This window comes from Mesorhizobium sp. M1C.F.Ca.ET.210.01.1.1 (assembly GCF_004791585.1).
In the GTDB taxonomy this organism is placed as follows: Bacteria; Pseudomonadota; Alphaproteobacteria; order Rhizobiales; family Rhizobiaceae; genus Mesorhizobium.
The window spans coordinates 151,447-164,882 of record NZ_SRUU01000005.1 but is presented as its reverse complement, the minus strand read 5'-3'; the positions used below and the strand labels follow the sequence as shown (position 1 = coordinate 164,882).

The following is a 13,436-nucleotide window of genomic DNA, read 5'->3' as shown; positions in this document are numbered from 1 at the left end:
TTGCCGATGGCCCACGTGGTCCTCAAAGATCTCGTCAAGTCCTACGGCAACTTCAAAGCCGTCAACGAGGTGTCGCTGACGGTCAATGACGGCGAGTTCGTTGCGCTCGTCGGTCCTTCGGGCTGCGGCAAGACAACCACGCTCAATCTCGTGGCGGGTCTGACCTCGGTCACGTCGGGCGACATATTCATAGGCGAACGGGTGGTCAACGACCTCGACCCCAAGGACCGGGACATCGCAATGGTGTTCCAGAACTACGCGCTCTATCCGCAAAAGTCGGTCTATATGAACCTCGCCTTCCCGCTGCAGATGCGCAAGCTGCCCAGGGACGAGATCGACAAGAAGGTCAGGGAAGCGGCGCGGGTGCTCGACATGACGCAGCTGCTCGAGCGCAAGCCGCGCGAACTTTCGGGCGGCCAGCAGCAGCGCGTGGCGCTGGGCCGGGCCCTCGTTCGAGATCCGGCGGTGTTCCTGATGGACGAACCGCTGTCCAATCTCGACGCAAAGCTGCGCGTTCAGATGCGATCCGAAATCAAGCGATTCCATCAGGATTTGAAGGCAACGATCATCTACGTGACCCACGACCAGCTCGAGGCCGTGACGATGGCCGACAGGATGGCGGTGATGAACGGCGGCTACCTGCAGCAATACGATTCACCGGCGCAGGTTTTCGCCCATCCGGTAAACATGTTCGTCGCTAGCTTCGTGGGCAGCCCGGCGATGAGCCTTATCCCGCTGGAGGCATCGACGGCAAACGGCGACACCGTTCTGACGAGCGCGGAAGGCTGGAGCCTCGCGCTGTCGCAACCCAATGCGCGCAAGGTCCAGCGGGCGGCCACCAGGAAGGTCGTCCTCGGTGCGCGGCATTCGACGATCAAGCTGCACAAGAGCGCGGTGCCCGGCGCCATTCCGGCCAAGGCCTATACGGTAGAACCAACCGGAGACATCACCTTCGTGCAAGCGTTTCTCTCCGGCGCCATCGTCAACATCAGCGTGTCTCCCAACACCGCCGTCACACCTGACGAGCAGATCTGGCTCGAGTTCGACCAGGAGCGCATGCACCTGTTCGACGGCGAAACTGAAATGGCTCTGAGGGCCAACTGACGCGGGCGGAACGTGGGCGTGGATGACAACGAAGCTTAAGCTCACCGCGATAAAGCCCTATCCAGTGTGGGTGGGAACGCGCAATCAGATGCTCGTCAAAATCGAGACCGACCAGGGCATCTTCGGCTGGGGTGAAAGCGGCTTGAGCGGCCGTGAGAAGGCCGTGGCTGGCGCGATCGAGCACTACCGCGAGTTTCTCATCGGCCGCGACCCGATGCAGACCGGCCGGATCTGGCAGGAGGTTTATCGCAGCCAGTATTTCGAAGGCGGGCGCGTTCTGCAGGCGGCGATTTCCGCCATCGACATTGCCCTTCACGACATCAAGGGCAAGGCGCTGGGTGTGCCGATCTACGAGCTGCTCGGCGGCAAGCAGCGCGACCGCATCCCCACCTTCGCCTCGACCGGAGACGAGGCCGAAGGCGATGCCGCCATCGAACGAGCCAGCGAACTGCGCGCGCAGGGATGGCAGGCGATCCGCTTCTTCCCCGTCGGGCAAAGCAGCAGGGACATCTTCGAGCCGCGCGAGTCGATCGGCGCTACCGCCGGTATGCTGAACAAGGCGCGCGAGGCGCTGGGCGACGACGTCGTCCTCGGCATCGACTATCATCATCGGCTGTCGGTGGCCGAGGCGGCGAGCTTCTGCAACAAGCTCGACCGCGGCGTGCTCGACTTCCTCGAGGAGCCCATTCGGGACGAGACGCCGGAGGCTTACGAATCTCTGCGCACGATGACCGACGTCCCGTTCGCCATCGGCGAGGAATTCGCCAGCAAGTGGCAGTTCCTGCCCTACATCGAGCGCGGCATCCACCAGTTCAACCGGCTCGATGTCTGCAATGTCGGCGGGCTCACCGAAGCAATGAAAATCGCCGGCTGGAGCGAGGCGCATTATGTGGACCTGATGCCGCACAATCCGCTCGGTCCAGTGTGCACGGCCGCGACCGTGCATCTCGCCGCCGCGGTGCCGAACTTCGCGTGGCTCGAGACCAGGGTGCCCGAAAGCAAGCTCGGCTTCGACAATTCCGACTTCTTCCCCGTGCAACCACGGCTCGACGGAACCGACTATCCGGTCGGCGATCTGCCGGGGCTGGGCGTCGAGGTCAACGAGGAGGCCATCCAGGCCCAGAGTTTCCGCTTCTGGGAAGCGCCTCACCTCAAGCGCCGCGACGGTTCTGTCACCAACTGGTAGTTCCATTTAACGGAGTCCACAATGACGCATACTCCCGACATCACGCGGCCGCCCAAAGACCTGATCGACGCGCTTAGGGAGATCGGCGCCGCGACGGTTGCCGGCACGCTTGGCCACATGGGTTTCCGCAATCCGCACATGGTCGGCCCGGTGGCCCAGAACCATGGCAAGTCGATCGTCGGGCCGGCGCTGACGCTGCAATTCCTGCCGCAGCGGCCGGACCTCTTCAACGAGGGAGAATATGCCGACCCCGAGACGCAACTGCACCGGCACGTGCTCTATCACGCACAGGAGGGCGATGTGGTCGTGGTCGACGCGCGCGGCGACATGAGCTCGGGCGTCTTCGGCGATATGATGTCGACGTATTTCAAGGGCAGAGGCGGCGCGGGCATCGTCATCGACGGCTGCATGCGCGACCGGCCTAATGTCGAGAAGCTCGATCTGCCCCTGTGGCTGCGCGGCTGGACGCCCAACTATCATGTGCAGACCAGCATCTATCCCAACGCCGTCAACGTTCCGATTGCCTGCGGCGGCGTCACGGTGATCCCCGGCGACATCATCGTCGCCGACGATGACGGAGTGGTGGTCGTTCCCGTCGCAATGGCCCCGAAGGTCATCGAAGAAGCGAAGACGCATCACGATTGGGAAGAGTTCTCGCGGGAGAAGCTCATGCAGGGCGCGCCGCTGCAACGCTATTATCCGCTGCATGACGATGCCCGCGGGGAATACGAGGAGTGGCGCAAGACAAGGCGCTAGGAGAACCCTAACCAGCGGATGGATTGCCCGGCCGGTGAAACGGCGATCCAAGAAATTGCCGTCTCACGCCAGGCATTATGCCGGCGCGCTCGGCTCAAAGTGGCGCATCCCCCGGCCGGCTGCCGTCAGCGGCGGCAAAGTTCCCCACCGTCGGATCGGGCCGGATCTCGAACACTGAACCACGAGGACTATCGCGCAGTTGAGCGGTCGCGAACCTTGCGGTCTGCTTTCATCCGGTACCGGTTCGCTCGATCGATGTCGAACGAGCAGCGCCCTGGGCAATCATGCAATCCACCACAACAGCGGGGCATATGCGGCGCGTGACCCGGATCGGCTGTTACCAAACCTTGAAGGCGCCCGAATCCGCTTTCGCATCAACGTCGGTGATCAACATATGCCCGGGCGATACCGTGATCGAGATCGCGAGTTCGGCGCGAGCGAGAGCGTCTTGCGCGGTCAGGCTGCTGGCCCAGAACACCGGGACCTCTCCCTCCATGATGTCGACCGCATCGCCCCAGTCGGGAGCGGCCAGATTTCTTATTCCGATAATCGATGGCTCTCCGACATGGATGGGGGAGCCGTGGGCAAGCGGGAAGCGTGCGGTGAGGGCTCGAACTTTATCGACATCGCCCTGTCTTATGGGACGCATGGAGACGACCATCTCACCACCAAAAGGTCCTGCGCCGCGCGTCATGATGCTGGTCCGAAACCTTGGGAGGGATTTTCCGCGGCCGACGCTGCGGAGTCTGACTCCCTTTTCCATGAGGGCCGCTTCGACGGTAAGCGAGCTGCCGAGCGCGAAAGCGGCAAAATCATCCCGCCACAGGTCGATGATATCTGTCTTCTGACGGATCACTTCCCCGAAGCAGTAGATATTGTACTGGGGAGCATCGGTGCGGATATCGATGTCGCCCAGCGCCGGCAGCAATGGGCTGCCCGCGCGGCTTACTCCCACCAATGGACAGGCTTTGGGATTGCGCACGCAAAACTGATGGAAATCGCCAGCAAAGCGGCTGGGCACAATCACGACATTGGCTTGAAGCTTGCCGCTCGCAAGCCCTCCCGTATGCCCTTCATAGGCGCCCATCCTAACCAGCCTGCGCAGCTTATCTGCATCGACCAGTCGCAAATTGTCATAGAACAATGAAGTGGTCAGGCGAGGCATGGCGTCCGAGAGTATGCACGTTTCACAGACACGTCGAAAGAGCGTAAGATCATCGGCGGGCCAGCCGCTTGTCAAATCGTCAGAATCTTTCCTTGCCGATAAATTGTATTTATTGGTTAGCCGTCGAATGCTCAACTATTAGCATTTTTGCATAGACATACTGACTCTCACTGACAGCTTGGGCAGCCGATCGCTTCTATCTGGCGGCCTGCCTCGCGCAGGAAGCCGAGGTCGCGGTTCATATAGGAGAGCAGGAAAGCCGCGTAGAGGACAAAAACGAGGCTGAAGACCAGCGTCTTGACGACCAGAGAAAGCGCAAAAACATTGAGGTGCGGCGACGCCCGCGCCAGGAAGGCCAGCACAATATCGGACAAGAGCATGCTGATGATGAGCGGGAAGACCAGGGTCAGCGCCATCACCAGAATGCGGTTCAGCAAGCCGAGGAAGACTCCGGCCGCGTCCTTGCTGAACACCGGTAGAAGGCGGTCGATCGGCCAGAGGCCATAGCTGTCGTAGAGGCTGGTCAGGGAAAGTTGCAGGCCGCCGGCTGCGAGGTAGATCGTGACCATGATGACGGCGAGTAAGGTGCCGGTGGCACCGGTCTCATGGGTCATCATCGGATCGATCAGCGTCCCCATCGTGGAACCGCGCTGCAAATCCAGGATATCGCCCGCGGCCTCCGCCGCCCAGAACGGTATTCCCATCGCCAGGCCGAGCGTCACCCCGACCACGACCTCCTTGAGCATGTAGGGCACGACCATCGTCGTTTGGAGGTCGCTGTTCATCAGCTTGTTGACGATCATCGGGAAGATCGGAACCGCCAGCGCCAGCGCCACGCCGCTGCGCAGGAGCCCTGACAGCGGCACACGCGAAAAGAGCGGCATGAGGAGCATGAACCCGCTCATGCGGGCGAGCGCGAACGCGCCTGCCAGGAGATAGAACTGGAGTTCCTTGACCGAGGTGAAGAGTGGCTCGACCGGCATCCGCGTGCCTCAACGCGTGACGACGGGGAACTCGTCCAACGCCGTCGAGGCCTGTTGCGCGATCTGCTGGCCAAGCAGCGGACCAAAGACGATGATGACCAACAGTATCACGACGAGCTTGATGGTCTGCGGCAGCGACTGGTCCTGGATCTGAGTCAGCGCCTGGGCAAGGCCGACGAGGATGCCGACGGCCAGCGCCGCGATGATCGCCGGGCTCGACGCCAGCAGCACCGTCAGAAGCGCACCTTGGACCTTCGCCAGGACGAAGTCATTGCTCATGCAAAACCCCCAGCGGCGTCAGCCATAGCTCAGAATGAGGCCATGCATCAGCCGCGACCAGCCGTCTATGGCGACGAAGAGGAATAGTTTCAGCGGGATCGAAATAAGGACCGGCGAAACCATGATCATGCCGAGCGTCATCAGGACGTTCGCAACAACGAGATCGATGATGAGGAAAGGAAGATAGAGCAGGAAGCCGATTTCGAAGGCCCGGGTAAGTTCGGATGCGACAAAGGCAGGGACAAGGATCGACAGATCGTCGTCTTTGAGATTTTGCCGGGCCTGTTCCGGCCACAGACGGTTCGTTCCGTCGAGAAAGAACTGCCGCTCCTGCGGCTGGGTGAATTTCATGAGGTGGCGCTGCAATGGTTCCTTGACCAGTTGCGCCGCCCTGGCAAGGTCATCCGTCGTCTGGAACTGGACCTGCCCCTCCTGAAGCCGGCCCGACATTTCGCTCAGCAATGGCGTGGTGACATAGACCGTCAGCACGAGCGCGATGCCATAGAGCACCAGATTGGGCGGCATCTGCTGAACGCCAAGCGCATTGCGGATGAGAAACAGCACGACCGAGATCTTCAGGAAGCCCGTCATGGTGACGACCGCCAGCGGCAGCAACCCGACCACACCGACGGCGATCAGAATTCCAAGCAGGTTGGGTGAGTTATCAAGCATTGCCGAACATGCGGACGATCCGCACGCCCAGGGTTTCTCCGATCCGCACGATCTCACCACGACCGATACGCCTGCCGTTGGCGAGGATGTCGACAGTCGGCTCGGCCACATCGGCGAGCGGAACGACGGCGCCGGGCGCAAGGTGCCTTACTTCCGCGAGCGGCATTGCGGTGCGGCCGACCTCGAAGGCAAGCGCGACCACCAACTCGTCCAAAGTCGACTCCTCCAAGGCCTGGCTGGCCGGCGGCGGCGTATTCTGGTTCATGGTCCACTCCCAATTCGATCCAGCGATTGCAGTTGGCGCGGCAAGCAATTGCGGGCCTCCCGCAGTGAGGGTCACCGGAGCATAGAGGTGCTCGGCGATGATGAGCGCCGCCATGCGCTCCCCCGCAGCATCGTCGAAAAGCACCACATCGTCAGGCTGCAGGGTTTGAAGCTCGCCAAGGGTGATCGCAAGCGGGCCGCGCCGCAGGCAGACCGGCAGCGGAAATTCGCCCGGAACCGGCGGTCTGGTTTTGCCCAGTTCGTCGAGAAGGCGGCCGATCCGCACCGCCAGACCGGCGTCATTCGTGGTCAAGACGCAGCCTATCGATTCATCCTTGCCGGTCAGGACAAAAGCGAATGGAGTTTCGCCGGAAACGGTATCTTCCGGTGCGACGGAGGTGATCGCGACCCGCTCGTCCAGCTTGCCCTCGATCCACTCGAGATCGTCTTCGAACGCGGCCTCCAGCAGAAGTGCCCCGTGGGCGGGCGCCAGCCGTTTCATGTCGATCGTTCCGTCGAGCCTGGCGAGACCTCGTTCGACAACAGAAAGCGGCAGGCGCAATTGTCCGATCATCTCTCCGACGGCGAATCCAATGGCGCATTGCGCCTGGTCCGCAGAGTTCGGCGCCGGCCAGATGGATGCGATCGCGATGGCCTTTCCCGCAATGGTGATCTCCGCGGCAGCGCGGCGACGGTAGAAGGCGTTCAACGCGCCAACATCCACGGGCGCCACGGTTTCCAACGTCAGCCGTGCTCCACCGCCCGAGCCTGCGGCGGCCCGTTTCGCCGGTTTCACCCGCGCTTTCCTTTTCGCCGGAGCGAAGTCTTGAGGCATCACATCCATGTCGATCACGAATTGAGCTATCGTTCCGCCGGCGGGCGCGGTTGGCCGCGCTCCTCTTCCTCGGAAAGCTCGGCAAGGGCCAAGCGACGACGCGCGTTGCGTTTGGCCAGTTGTTCCGACAGCCTGTCCAGCTTGGTCACCGCCTTCATGCTCGCGCGGTGATCATTGCGGGCCATCGACAGCTCTGCCTGGCGCTGCTGCTCGGCGAGCACGGCCATCTTCGCGGTTTCCCGCAACTGCTCGGTTTTTCTCGCAGCACCCTCGAACCGCCCCTGAAGCCGGTGGAGCCTGGTAGCCTCGACCGGCTGTCCAACGAGCGCCGCGAAGGCCGCGTCTTCGGCGTCGACCGTGCGCTCGAGATGATCCGTCACCGCGACGGCGGCCTCCTGGCCCTGCCTTGCCGCCCTCTGCGCAGCCGCGTGCCTTCTGACTACATCTTCCCTGGCACGCTCTTCACGGCGGCTTCTGAGGTCGCGCAACCGGGCGATCATGTCACGCTCCTTCATCGACGATCTCCCGCATCAATTGCCGTGTCTTCTCGATGCTCTCGTGAGTGGCGGATCCCTGCCGAAGGAAGGCGGTGATGGCGTCGATCTTGGCCATCGCCTCGTCCGCCACGGCATCGCTGCCTTTTTCGTACTCGCCGACACGCAAGAGAAGTTCGATGTCGGCGTACCGGGCGAGCAATTCGCGCAGGTGGCCGGCGTCGGTCCGATGTGTCGACGGCACGACGGCATCCATCAGGCGGCTCCTGCTGCGCAGGACGTCGATGGCAGGGAAATGGTTCCGTTGCGCAAGTTCGCTCGACAGGAAGACATGGCCATCGAGCAGCGCCTGGATTTCCTCGGCGACCGGATCCAGCGTTCCGTCGCCTTCCAGAAGGACGCTGTAGAGGCTTGTGATGGACCCGATGCGGCCTGGCCCCGAGCGCTCGAGCAGGCGCGGCAGGACCGCGAACAGCGAAGACGGAAAACCTCTTCGCGTCGGCGGCTCGCCCGAGGCCAGGCCAATTTCACGCTGCGCTCGGGCGAACCGCGTTATGTTGTCCATCGCAAGCAGCACATGCTTGCCCTGGTCGCGAAAAAATTCGGCGATGCTGGTCGCCACATAGGCGGCCTTGACGCGCTCGATGGCGGGCCGGTCCGACGTCGCGACGACGACGACCGCCCGCTCCCGACCTTCCGGTCCAAGCTGGTGTTCGACGAATTCGCGCACCTCGCGCCCGCGTTCGCCGACGAGGGCGACTACCGCAACATCGGCGTCGGTGCCGCTGACGATATCGGAGAGCAGGATCGACTTGCCGACGCCGGGTTCGCCGAATATGCCGACGCGCTGGCCGCGCGCGCAGGTGAGCAGCCCGTCGAGGGCGCGGATGCCAAGCTGGATCGGCTCGGAGATCAAACTGCGCTCCAGCGGAGACGGCGGATAGGCATTGACCGGATAGCTGCCGACAATGCCGTCCGGCGAAAGCGGCCTGCCATCCAAAGGCTCGCCGAACGCGCTGATCACGCGGCCCAGAAGGCCGGGTCCGACAGCGACCAGCTGGTCCTTTCCGGTCGCGACGACCTCAGTCAGGCTTGAAAGGCCGGTCAGATCGCCCAACGGAACAAGGATTGCCATCTCATCCATGAGCCCGACGACTTCCGCCTTGGTCGTCCTGCCGGCCTTGGGGTCGACCAGCTCGCATATCTCGCCGATCCGGGCCTCTTCCACGGTCGCATGAATGACCGTTCCGATCACCCGTCGCACACGGCCTTTCCTGGGGCGGCTGGCATCGTCGCGCAGGCCGGAACGGAGGTTCGGAATGATGGACGCCAGACGACCTTCGATATCGATGGCTGGACCTGTCATGCCGGCGCCTCGGCCTTTGACGAGATTGCCGCGGCGATGGCATCGAGCTGGGCGTCGATGCTGGCGTCAATGACGGCGACATCGGTCGAAAGGATGCAAGCGGCCGGCGCCAGCGCATCGTCCGTGTCGATTTCGACCGTCATGCCCAGATCACTCTTGCGCAAGACCGCGTCCAGCTCTTCGCGAACCCTGTCCACGGAAGCGGGATGGACGCGGATCTTCAGATATTTGGCTCGGCGAATTTCGGTCACGGCCTGTCTCGCGGCCCTTGCCACAAGCGTGCCGACGTCGAATTCCCCCAGCATTCGCCTGACGACCTCGAGGGCGAGACTGGTGACTTCGGCTTCCAGCCCACCGAGATAGCGATCGACCTTGACAGCTGTTTCGCTTATCAGCCGGCTGGCATCTGCATCGCCTTGCGCCTTGCCGTCCTCATAACCCTGCGCATATTCGGCAGCATAGGCACGCCGGGCGGCGTCGCGCATCTGCTGGGCATCCCGCCGTGCGCCATCGAGAAATGCATAGCCATCCTGCCAGGCGCGCGCCTCGGCGGCGCGCAGGATGCGGGCGTAAGGCCGCCTTGGCATATCGGTGGTCGCAGGGCCCGGTTCGACCATCACGCCAGCTCCATCGCGCGCCGGACGATCGCCGGACCGCACTCTACGAAAGGCTTGGCCGTCCGGTCGATGAGTTCGTGCGGCATGAGCTTGAGGCGAACGCGCACGCCCGTCTCGCCAGACATCGCCTGGCACCACCCGCCAAGGCAGCTCAGGCCGTCGGCATAGACGCGACTGCGGATATCTTCCAAGGGCTCCAACGGCCGCACTGGACCGGCCAGGTCGCGGTTGACGACGGCGAAGGTACAGAGATCGGGGCCCAGCGCCGCCTGCAGCGCATCGGCCTGGCGTCCGTCAATGACGGCGGCAAGACTGCCCGCCCAGTAGATTGCTCCCGAGCGAAGAGCGAGCTCCTCCAGCTCCTCGCCCGACGACAGGGCGATCGCCCGATCCAGTTCGTCGGACGGTTCATCGTCCGCATATGAGAGCCGGTAGCGCTCCAGGAGAAGCTTCGACAACCGCTCATGCAGGCGTTGCGACTGCAGCATGCGTTGGCAGGCAGCCTCGCTGATCGTGCCATCAAAACATTCCGCGAGCCGGGCCGCGTCCGCATAGGATGCGAGGCCGGACATGAATGCCTGCCACTGCGGGTTGGCGGCTTGCTCCGAGCGGCCCCGGGTCATGTCTTCTTCACAGGTATTGCGGAAGCGTCGAGGGCGTAGACACCCGGCCGTCGGTACCACTGCAGGTACGCCAACCGGGCGGCCAGCGCGAGTATCGCCGCCGCCATGCCGTAGAACAGCCACATCGCGGCCGCCACGCTATCCGGATGCAGCCAGAGACCAAGGAAGGTCGTGAAGCCTACCTCGGAGTCCGGCTCCGGGGCTGTCGCGGCAACCGGAATGAGCGTGACGGAGACGTTGTCGTAGGTCAGTCCGGCGATGCCCTTGGCCACCAGCATCTTAACCTGCGGGATCAGCTCATTCATCGGCACGGATGCGCGATGCCGGATGAACACGGAGGCGGACGACGGCACCAGCTGCTGTTTCAGCGGGTCGTTCTCGGGCAGGACAAGATGAACGCGCGCGGAAAGCACGCCGTCGATATCCGAGATTGTCTGCGAAAGCTCCTGGCTCAGGCCATAGATCATCGTTGCCCGCTCTTCCACCGGCGAAGACACAAGCCCGTCCCTCTTGAACACCTCACCCAGCGTCTGGAATTCCTGTTTGGGCAACCCGCTTTCGTCGAGAATAGCCATGGCTTCGGCGAAACGGCCCTTCTGTACCGAAACCGTCATCTTGCCGTCCTTGCCGGCCTCGCGTTGTGCCGGAATCCCGTGACGCATCAGCGTGGCCACGATCTCGTTGGCCTGGCGCTGATTGAGGTTGGAATAGAGCTCCACCGAACAGGCCTGGAGCAAAAGCATGGCCACGAGAACAAGCGCTACGCGGCACCCCGCGATGCATCGACTGAACAACGCCGACCGCCGCGGCAGGACCAATTCTGGTACGAGCACTTCGCAGCGCCTATTGTTGCTTGATCAGCGTGCTGGTGGACGACGTCACGGCCTTCACGCTGCTCGTCACGAGCTCGAGATTGGCTGCCGCCCACATCACCGAAATGGATCGCTCGAGCAGCTGCTCGGCATTCTTTGCCGGTGCATTTTCCGCTTCCTTGCCTGACGGCGCGGCATCCTGCGTGGCGGCCGTTTCGGCGTTTGCCGGCGTATTCGCCTTGCCGAGAGCCTTCTGAACCTGCTGCATGGTTCCTTCCAGCGACTGAACGGCAGAACCTAACAGGGCCGAGGGATCCGTGACCGCTCCCCCTCCAGCCTTCTCCACCTCGGCCAGATAGTCGAAGAGCTTGCGTTCGACGACCGGCCCGGCCTTCTCCGACCTGGAAGACTGTCCGGCCATTGCCGGATTGGCTCCGGAGGATGTCTGCGCCACCTGCTGGCCCGCGCGTGCGGCGACGTCGCCGCGCTCAGGCGCGTTGAGCCGCGCGGCATCGTGCTTTTCCTGCTTGGCGCCCACCATCCGGTTGCCCGGCTGCGCCGCCGCGCCGGCGTTGACCTGCTGTTGCGAGCTTATGCTGGTGGTCAAGTTGGCCAGCGTCGCCTCCAAGGCTCCAATCGGCGCGATCTGCATGAACCTGCCTCCTATTCCTTAGTTGGTTTTCCGGAGGGGACAGTTTGCGCCTCCGCCTGCTTTCCGCGGAAAACGCGAACCGAAACAACCTTGCCCGGCTCCTGCTTGTTGCCCTGCGCGGCGGGAACCCCGAGCGTCTTCCTGACGAGCTCGATGTAGGACGGCGGCCCCGATACCGAGACGACATCGTCCTGCCTGGAGACCTTCACAGGAAACTTCGGATCGATGACACCCAGCCGCGAAAGCCGGTCTTCCGCGTCGGCAGCGGTGTTGGCATCAAGCGGAATCAGCTCCGTCTGGACCTCCGCTTCGGTGGCGACGTTCATGACGATACCGTCGAAATGCCAGACCAGACCGTATCGATTGCAGATCTCTTCAAGAAACTCGCGCGCCGTTCCAACCGGCATGCCGGCGCTCAGGCGCCCCTTTACGAGCTTGCTGACACGCATCGGCACCCGCATGTTGCGGCCAAGCTCGACGAGCGCATCCGTCACCGACTGATCGATGGTGAGGTATTTGTAAGGACCCGCGGGCCAGCGCGGCTCGGCGGCATCCGCCCGCGAAACAGCAAGGCCGTACATTAGGATGACCGCGAGGCCGCCGGCCACGAGGGCAGCGTAGGCTTTCGACCACCGGTGCGCTTGGCAGGTACCGCGTGCCGTCAACATTGGTCCTATCGCAGGGGCGCGGAGCGATGGCCCGCGCTGCCCGTCTCATGGTTTTACCCGCCACGTTCATCCTATCGCGCGTGTTGCCAAATTGGAAGTCCAATTGGATTGCCAATGCATGCTTGGTTCCAAATGTTGCGAATGGTGAGCAAAGCGATATGGTGCGCATGGAATCAGGCAGAAGCGGTTCGTGGTTGCCGGTTTCCTGCTCGAATTTGAAAGGGATCGGCCCCGGTGGCAGCACGCAGGAACCTGCTCTCGAGCTTGAAAGCTCCTGCGGGCATTCTAGGGCGCCGGCCCCTAATCGACCCGCGTCTCGTCAGGGGCTTGGGTGAGTCGGTTCTGCTTGCCGCCACGTTGAGTGCCGCCATGGCGCCGGCGCAGGGTCAGTCGAATAGCGGCTACGACCCGCGGAGCTGGAGCTACGACCAAGCCCGAAATGTGCTGATCTCGCCATCCGCTCCCGACCAGGCCGCTGGTGGAGAAATGCGACCGGCATGGTCGGCAATCCCCAAGGAGGTCGTTGATTTCGCTGAGGCCCAACCGAAGGGGTCAATTGTGATCAACACCACGGAGCGACGCCTTTATTACATACTGGGGAACGGGAAGGCGTTGCGATATGCGGTGGGTGTCGGCAAGGAGGGGCTCGAGTGGTCCGGTCGCGACACGATTTCGAGCAAGAAGGACTGGCCGGAGTGGCGGCCGCCGGCCGAAATGCGATCCAGGGAAGCATCGAAAGGCCGCTTCCTGCCCGTTCGGGTCGCGGGAGGCCCCAACAACCCGTTGGGCGCGCGCGCCTTGTACATCGGCAACACGCTTTATCGCGTCCACGGCACCAATCAGCCATGGACCGTCGGACAGGCCAACTCCTCCGGTTGCATTCGAATGACCAACGAAGACGTTATCGACCTATATGACCGAGTGAAGATCGGCGCCCAGATTATTGTCCGGCATTGAATC

16 protein-coding genes are annotated in these 13,436 nt (G+C 62.9%); 4 read left to right on the top strand and 12 right to left on the bottom strand.

Annotated elements, in window-relative coordinates; genetic code table 11:
• Window positions 1-6 precede the first annotated feature (6 nt).
• From EN853_RS07845 to EN853_RS07835, 3 genes are read left to right on the top strand one after another with little or no spacing between them, the layout of a single operon-like run.
• Window positions 7-1,104 carry an ABC transporter ATP-binding protein gene (locus EN853_RS07845; RefSeq protein ID WP_127858964.1) on the top strand — a complete coding sequence of 366 codons (1,098 nt, stop codon included), beginning with the start codon at window positions 7-9 and terminating at the stop codon, window positions 1,102-1,104.
• Between the two features lie 22 nt (window positions 1,105-1,126).
• Window positions 1,127-2,290, top strand: coding sequence for a mandelate racemase/muconate lactonizing enzyme family protein (locus tag EN853_RS07840; protein WP_127858963.1), 1,164 nt, complete (start codon window positions 1,127-1,129; stop codon window positions 2,288-2,290).
• Window positions 2,291-2,311: 21 nt separating this feature from the next.
• Window positions 2,312-3,046 carry a ribonuclease activity regulator RraA gene (locus EN853_RS07835; protein ID WP_127858962.1) on the top strand — a complete coding sequence of 245 codons (735 nt, stop codon included), beginning with the start codon at window positions 2,312-2,314 and terminating at the stop codon, window positions 3,044-3,046.
• Window positions 3,047-3,383: 337 nt separating this feature from the next.
• Here EN853_RS07835 and EN853_RS07830 read toward each other — a convergent pair whose 3' ends face one another.
• The 12 genes from EN853_RS07830 to EN853_RS07775 all read right to left on the bottom strand — a co-directional run bounded on the left by EN853_RS07830 (window position 3,384) and on the right by EN853_RS07775 (window position 12,416).
• Window positions 3,384-4,211 carry a DUF1445 domain-containing protein gene (locus EN853_RS07830; RefSeq protein ID WP_127858961.1) on the bottom strand — a complete coding sequence of 276 codons (828 nt, stop codon included), beginning with the start codon at window positions 4,209-4,211 and terminating at the stop codon, window positions 3,384-3,386.
• Window positions 4,212-4,378: 167 nt separating this feature from the next.
• Complete coding sequence (gene sctT, locus EN853_RS07825) at window positions 4,379-5,194, bottom strand: type III secretion system export apparatus subunit SctT (RefSeq protein ID WP_127858960.1); 816 nt, start codon at window positions 5,192-5,194, stop codon at window positions 4,379-4,381.
• A gap of 9 nt (window positions 5,195-5,203) precedes the next feature.
• Window positions 5,204-5,473 (bottom strand): flagellar biosynthetic protein FliQ, encoded by a 270-nt coding sequence (locus tag EN853_RS07820; RefSeq protein ID WP_127858959.1) that lies wholly within the window; start codon window positions 5,471-5,473, stop codon window positions 5,204-5,206.
• Window positions 5,474-5,491: 18 nt separating this feature from the next.
• Window positions 5,492-6,145 (bottom strand): type III secretion system export apparatus subunit SctR, encoded by a 654-nt coding sequence (gene sctR, locus EN853_RS07815; protein WP_127858958.1) that lies wholly within the window; start codon window positions 6,143-6,145, stop codon window positions 5,492-5,494.
• Entirely contained in the window at window positions 6,138-7,253 is a 1,116-nt protein-coding gene (sctQ, locus tag EN853_RS07810; protein WP_128234694.1) for a type III secretion system cytoplasmic ring protein SctQ, read from the bottom strand. The genes sctR and sctQ overlap by 8 nt, the downstream gene beginning before the upstream one ends.
• 17 nt (window positions 7,254-7,270) lie before the next feature.
• On the bottom strand, window positions 7,271-7,759 hold the full coding sequence (locus EN853_RS07805; RefSeq protein ID WP_127858956.1) for a hypothetical protein: 489 nt from the start codon (window positions 7,757-7,759) through the stop codon (window positions 7,271-7,273).
• Window positions 7,746-9,104 carry a FliI/YscN family ATPase gene (locus tag EN853_RS07800; RefSeq protein WP_127858955.1) on the bottom strand — a complete coding sequence of 453 codons (1,359 nt, stop codon included), beginning with the start codon at window positions 9,102-9,104 and terminating at the stop codon, window positions 7,746-7,748. The genes EN853_RS07805 and EN853_RS07800 overlap by 14 nt, the downstream gene beginning before the upstream one ends.
• Window positions 9,101-9,721 carry a type III secretion system stator protein SctL gene (gene sctL / locus EN853_RS07795; protein ID WP_127858954.1) on the bottom strand — a complete coding sequence of 207 codons (621 nt, stop codon included), beginning with the start codon at window positions 9,719-9,721 and terminating at the stop codon, window positions 9,101-9,103. The genes EN853_RS07800 and sctL overlap by 4 nt, the downstream gene beginning before the upstream one ends.
• Entirely contained in the window at window positions 9,721-10,344 is a 624-nt protein-coding gene (locus tag EN853_RS07790) for a SctK family type III secretion system sorting platform protein (RefSeq protein ID WP_127858953.1), read from the bottom strand. The genes sctL and EN853_RS07790 overlap by 1 nt, the downstream gene beginning before the upstream one ends.
• Window positions 10,341-11,162: a type III secretion inner membrane ring lipoprotein SctJ gene (sctJ, locus tag EN853_RS07785; protein WP_245516855.1), complete on the bottom strand. Its 822-nt coding sequence runs from the start codon at window positions 11,160-11,162 to the stop codon at window positions 10,341-10,343. The genes EN853_RS07790 and sctJ overlap by 4 nt, the downstream gene beginning before the upstream one ends.
• Window positions 11,163-11,187: 25 nt before the next feature.
• Window positions 11,188-11,808 carry a hypothetical protein gene (locus tag EN853_RS07780; RefSeq protein WP_127858952.1) on the bottom strand — a complete coding sequence of 207 codons (621 nt, stop codon included), beginning with the start codon at window positions 11,806-11,808 and terminating at the stop codon, window positions 11,188-11,190.
• Between the two features lie 11 nt (window positions 11,809-11,819).
• Window positions 11,820-12,416, bottom strand: coding sequence for a type III secretion protein (locus EN853_RS07775; RefSeq protein ID WP_245516854.1), 597 nt, complete (start codon window positions 12,414-12,416; stop codon window positions 11,820-11,822).
• 429 nt (window positions 12,417-12,845) lie between these two features.
• Between EN853_RS07775 and EN853_RS07770 the strand changes: the two genes are divergently transcribed.
• Window positions 12,846-13,433, top strand: a complete 588-nt coding sequence (locus EN853_RS07770) for a L,D-transpeptidase (RefSeq protein ID WP_127858951.1) — start codon at window positions 12,846-12,848, stop codon at window positions 13,431-13,433.
• Window positions 13,434-13,436: the final 3 nt, after the last annotated feature.

What these genes read in the sequence shown, in the direction of transcription:
- EN853_RS07845 (WP_127858964.1), top strand. Translation starts at nt 7, where the DNA reads ATGGCCCACGTGGTCCTCAAAGATCTCGTCAAGTCCTACGGCAACTTC.
- EN853_RS07840 (WP_127858963.1), top strand. Translation starts at nt 1,127, where the DNA reads ATGACAACGAAGCTTAAGCTCACCGCGATAAAGCCCTATCCAGTGTGG.
- EN853_RS07835 (WP_127858962.1), top strand. Translation starts at nt 2,312, where the DNA reads ATGACGCATACTCCCGACATCACGCGGCCGCCCAAAGACCTGATCGAC.
- EN853_RS07830 (WP_127858961.1), bottom strand. Translation starts at nt 4,211, where the DNA reads ATGCCTCGCCTGACCACTTCATTGTTCTATGACAATTTGCGACTGGTC.
- sctT (WP_127858960.1), bottom strand. Translation starts at nt 5,194, where the DNA reads ATGCCGGTCGAGCCACTCTTCACCTCGGTCAAGGAACTCCAGTTCTAT.
- EN853_RS07820 (WP_127858959.1), bottom strand. Translation starts at nt 5,473, where the DNA reads ATGAGCAATGACTTCGTCCTGGCGAAGGTCCAAGGTGCGCTTCTGACG.
- sctR (WP_127858958.1), bottom strand. Translation starts at nt 6,145, where the DNA reads ATGCTTGATAACTCACCCAACCTGCTTGGAATTCTGATCGCCGTCGGT.
- sctQ (WP_128234694.1), bottom strand. Translation starts at nt 7,253, where the DNA reads ATGGATGTGATGCCTCAAGACTTCGCTCCGGCGAAAAGGAAAGCGCGG.
- EN853_RS07805 (WP_127858956.1), bottom strand. Translation starts at nt 7,759, where the DNA reads ATGAAGGAGCGTGACATGATCGCCCGGTTGCGCGACCTCAGAAGCCGC.
- EN853_RS07800 (WP_127858955.1), bottom strand. Translation starts at nt 9,104, where the DNA reads ATGACAGGTCCAGCCATCGATATCGAAGGTCGTCTGGCGTCCATCATT.
- sctL (WP_127858954.1), bottom strand. Translation starts at nt 9,721, where the DNA reads ATGGTCGAACCGGGCCCTGCGACCACCGATATGCCAAGGCGGCCTTAC.
- EN853_RS07790 (WP_127858953.1), bottom strand. Translation starts at nt 10,344, where the DNA reads ATGACCCGGGGCCGCTCGGAGCAAGCCGCCAACCCGCAGTGGCAGGCA.
- EN853_RS07780 (WP_127858952.1), bottom strand. Translation starts at nt 11,808, where the DNA reads ATGCAGATCGCGCCGATTGGAGCCTTGGAGGCGACGCTGGCCAACTTG.
- EN853_RS07770 (WP_127858951.1), top strand. Translation starts at nt 12,846, where the DNA reads ATGGCGCCGGCGCAGGGTCAGTCGAATAGCGGCTACGACCCGCGGAGC.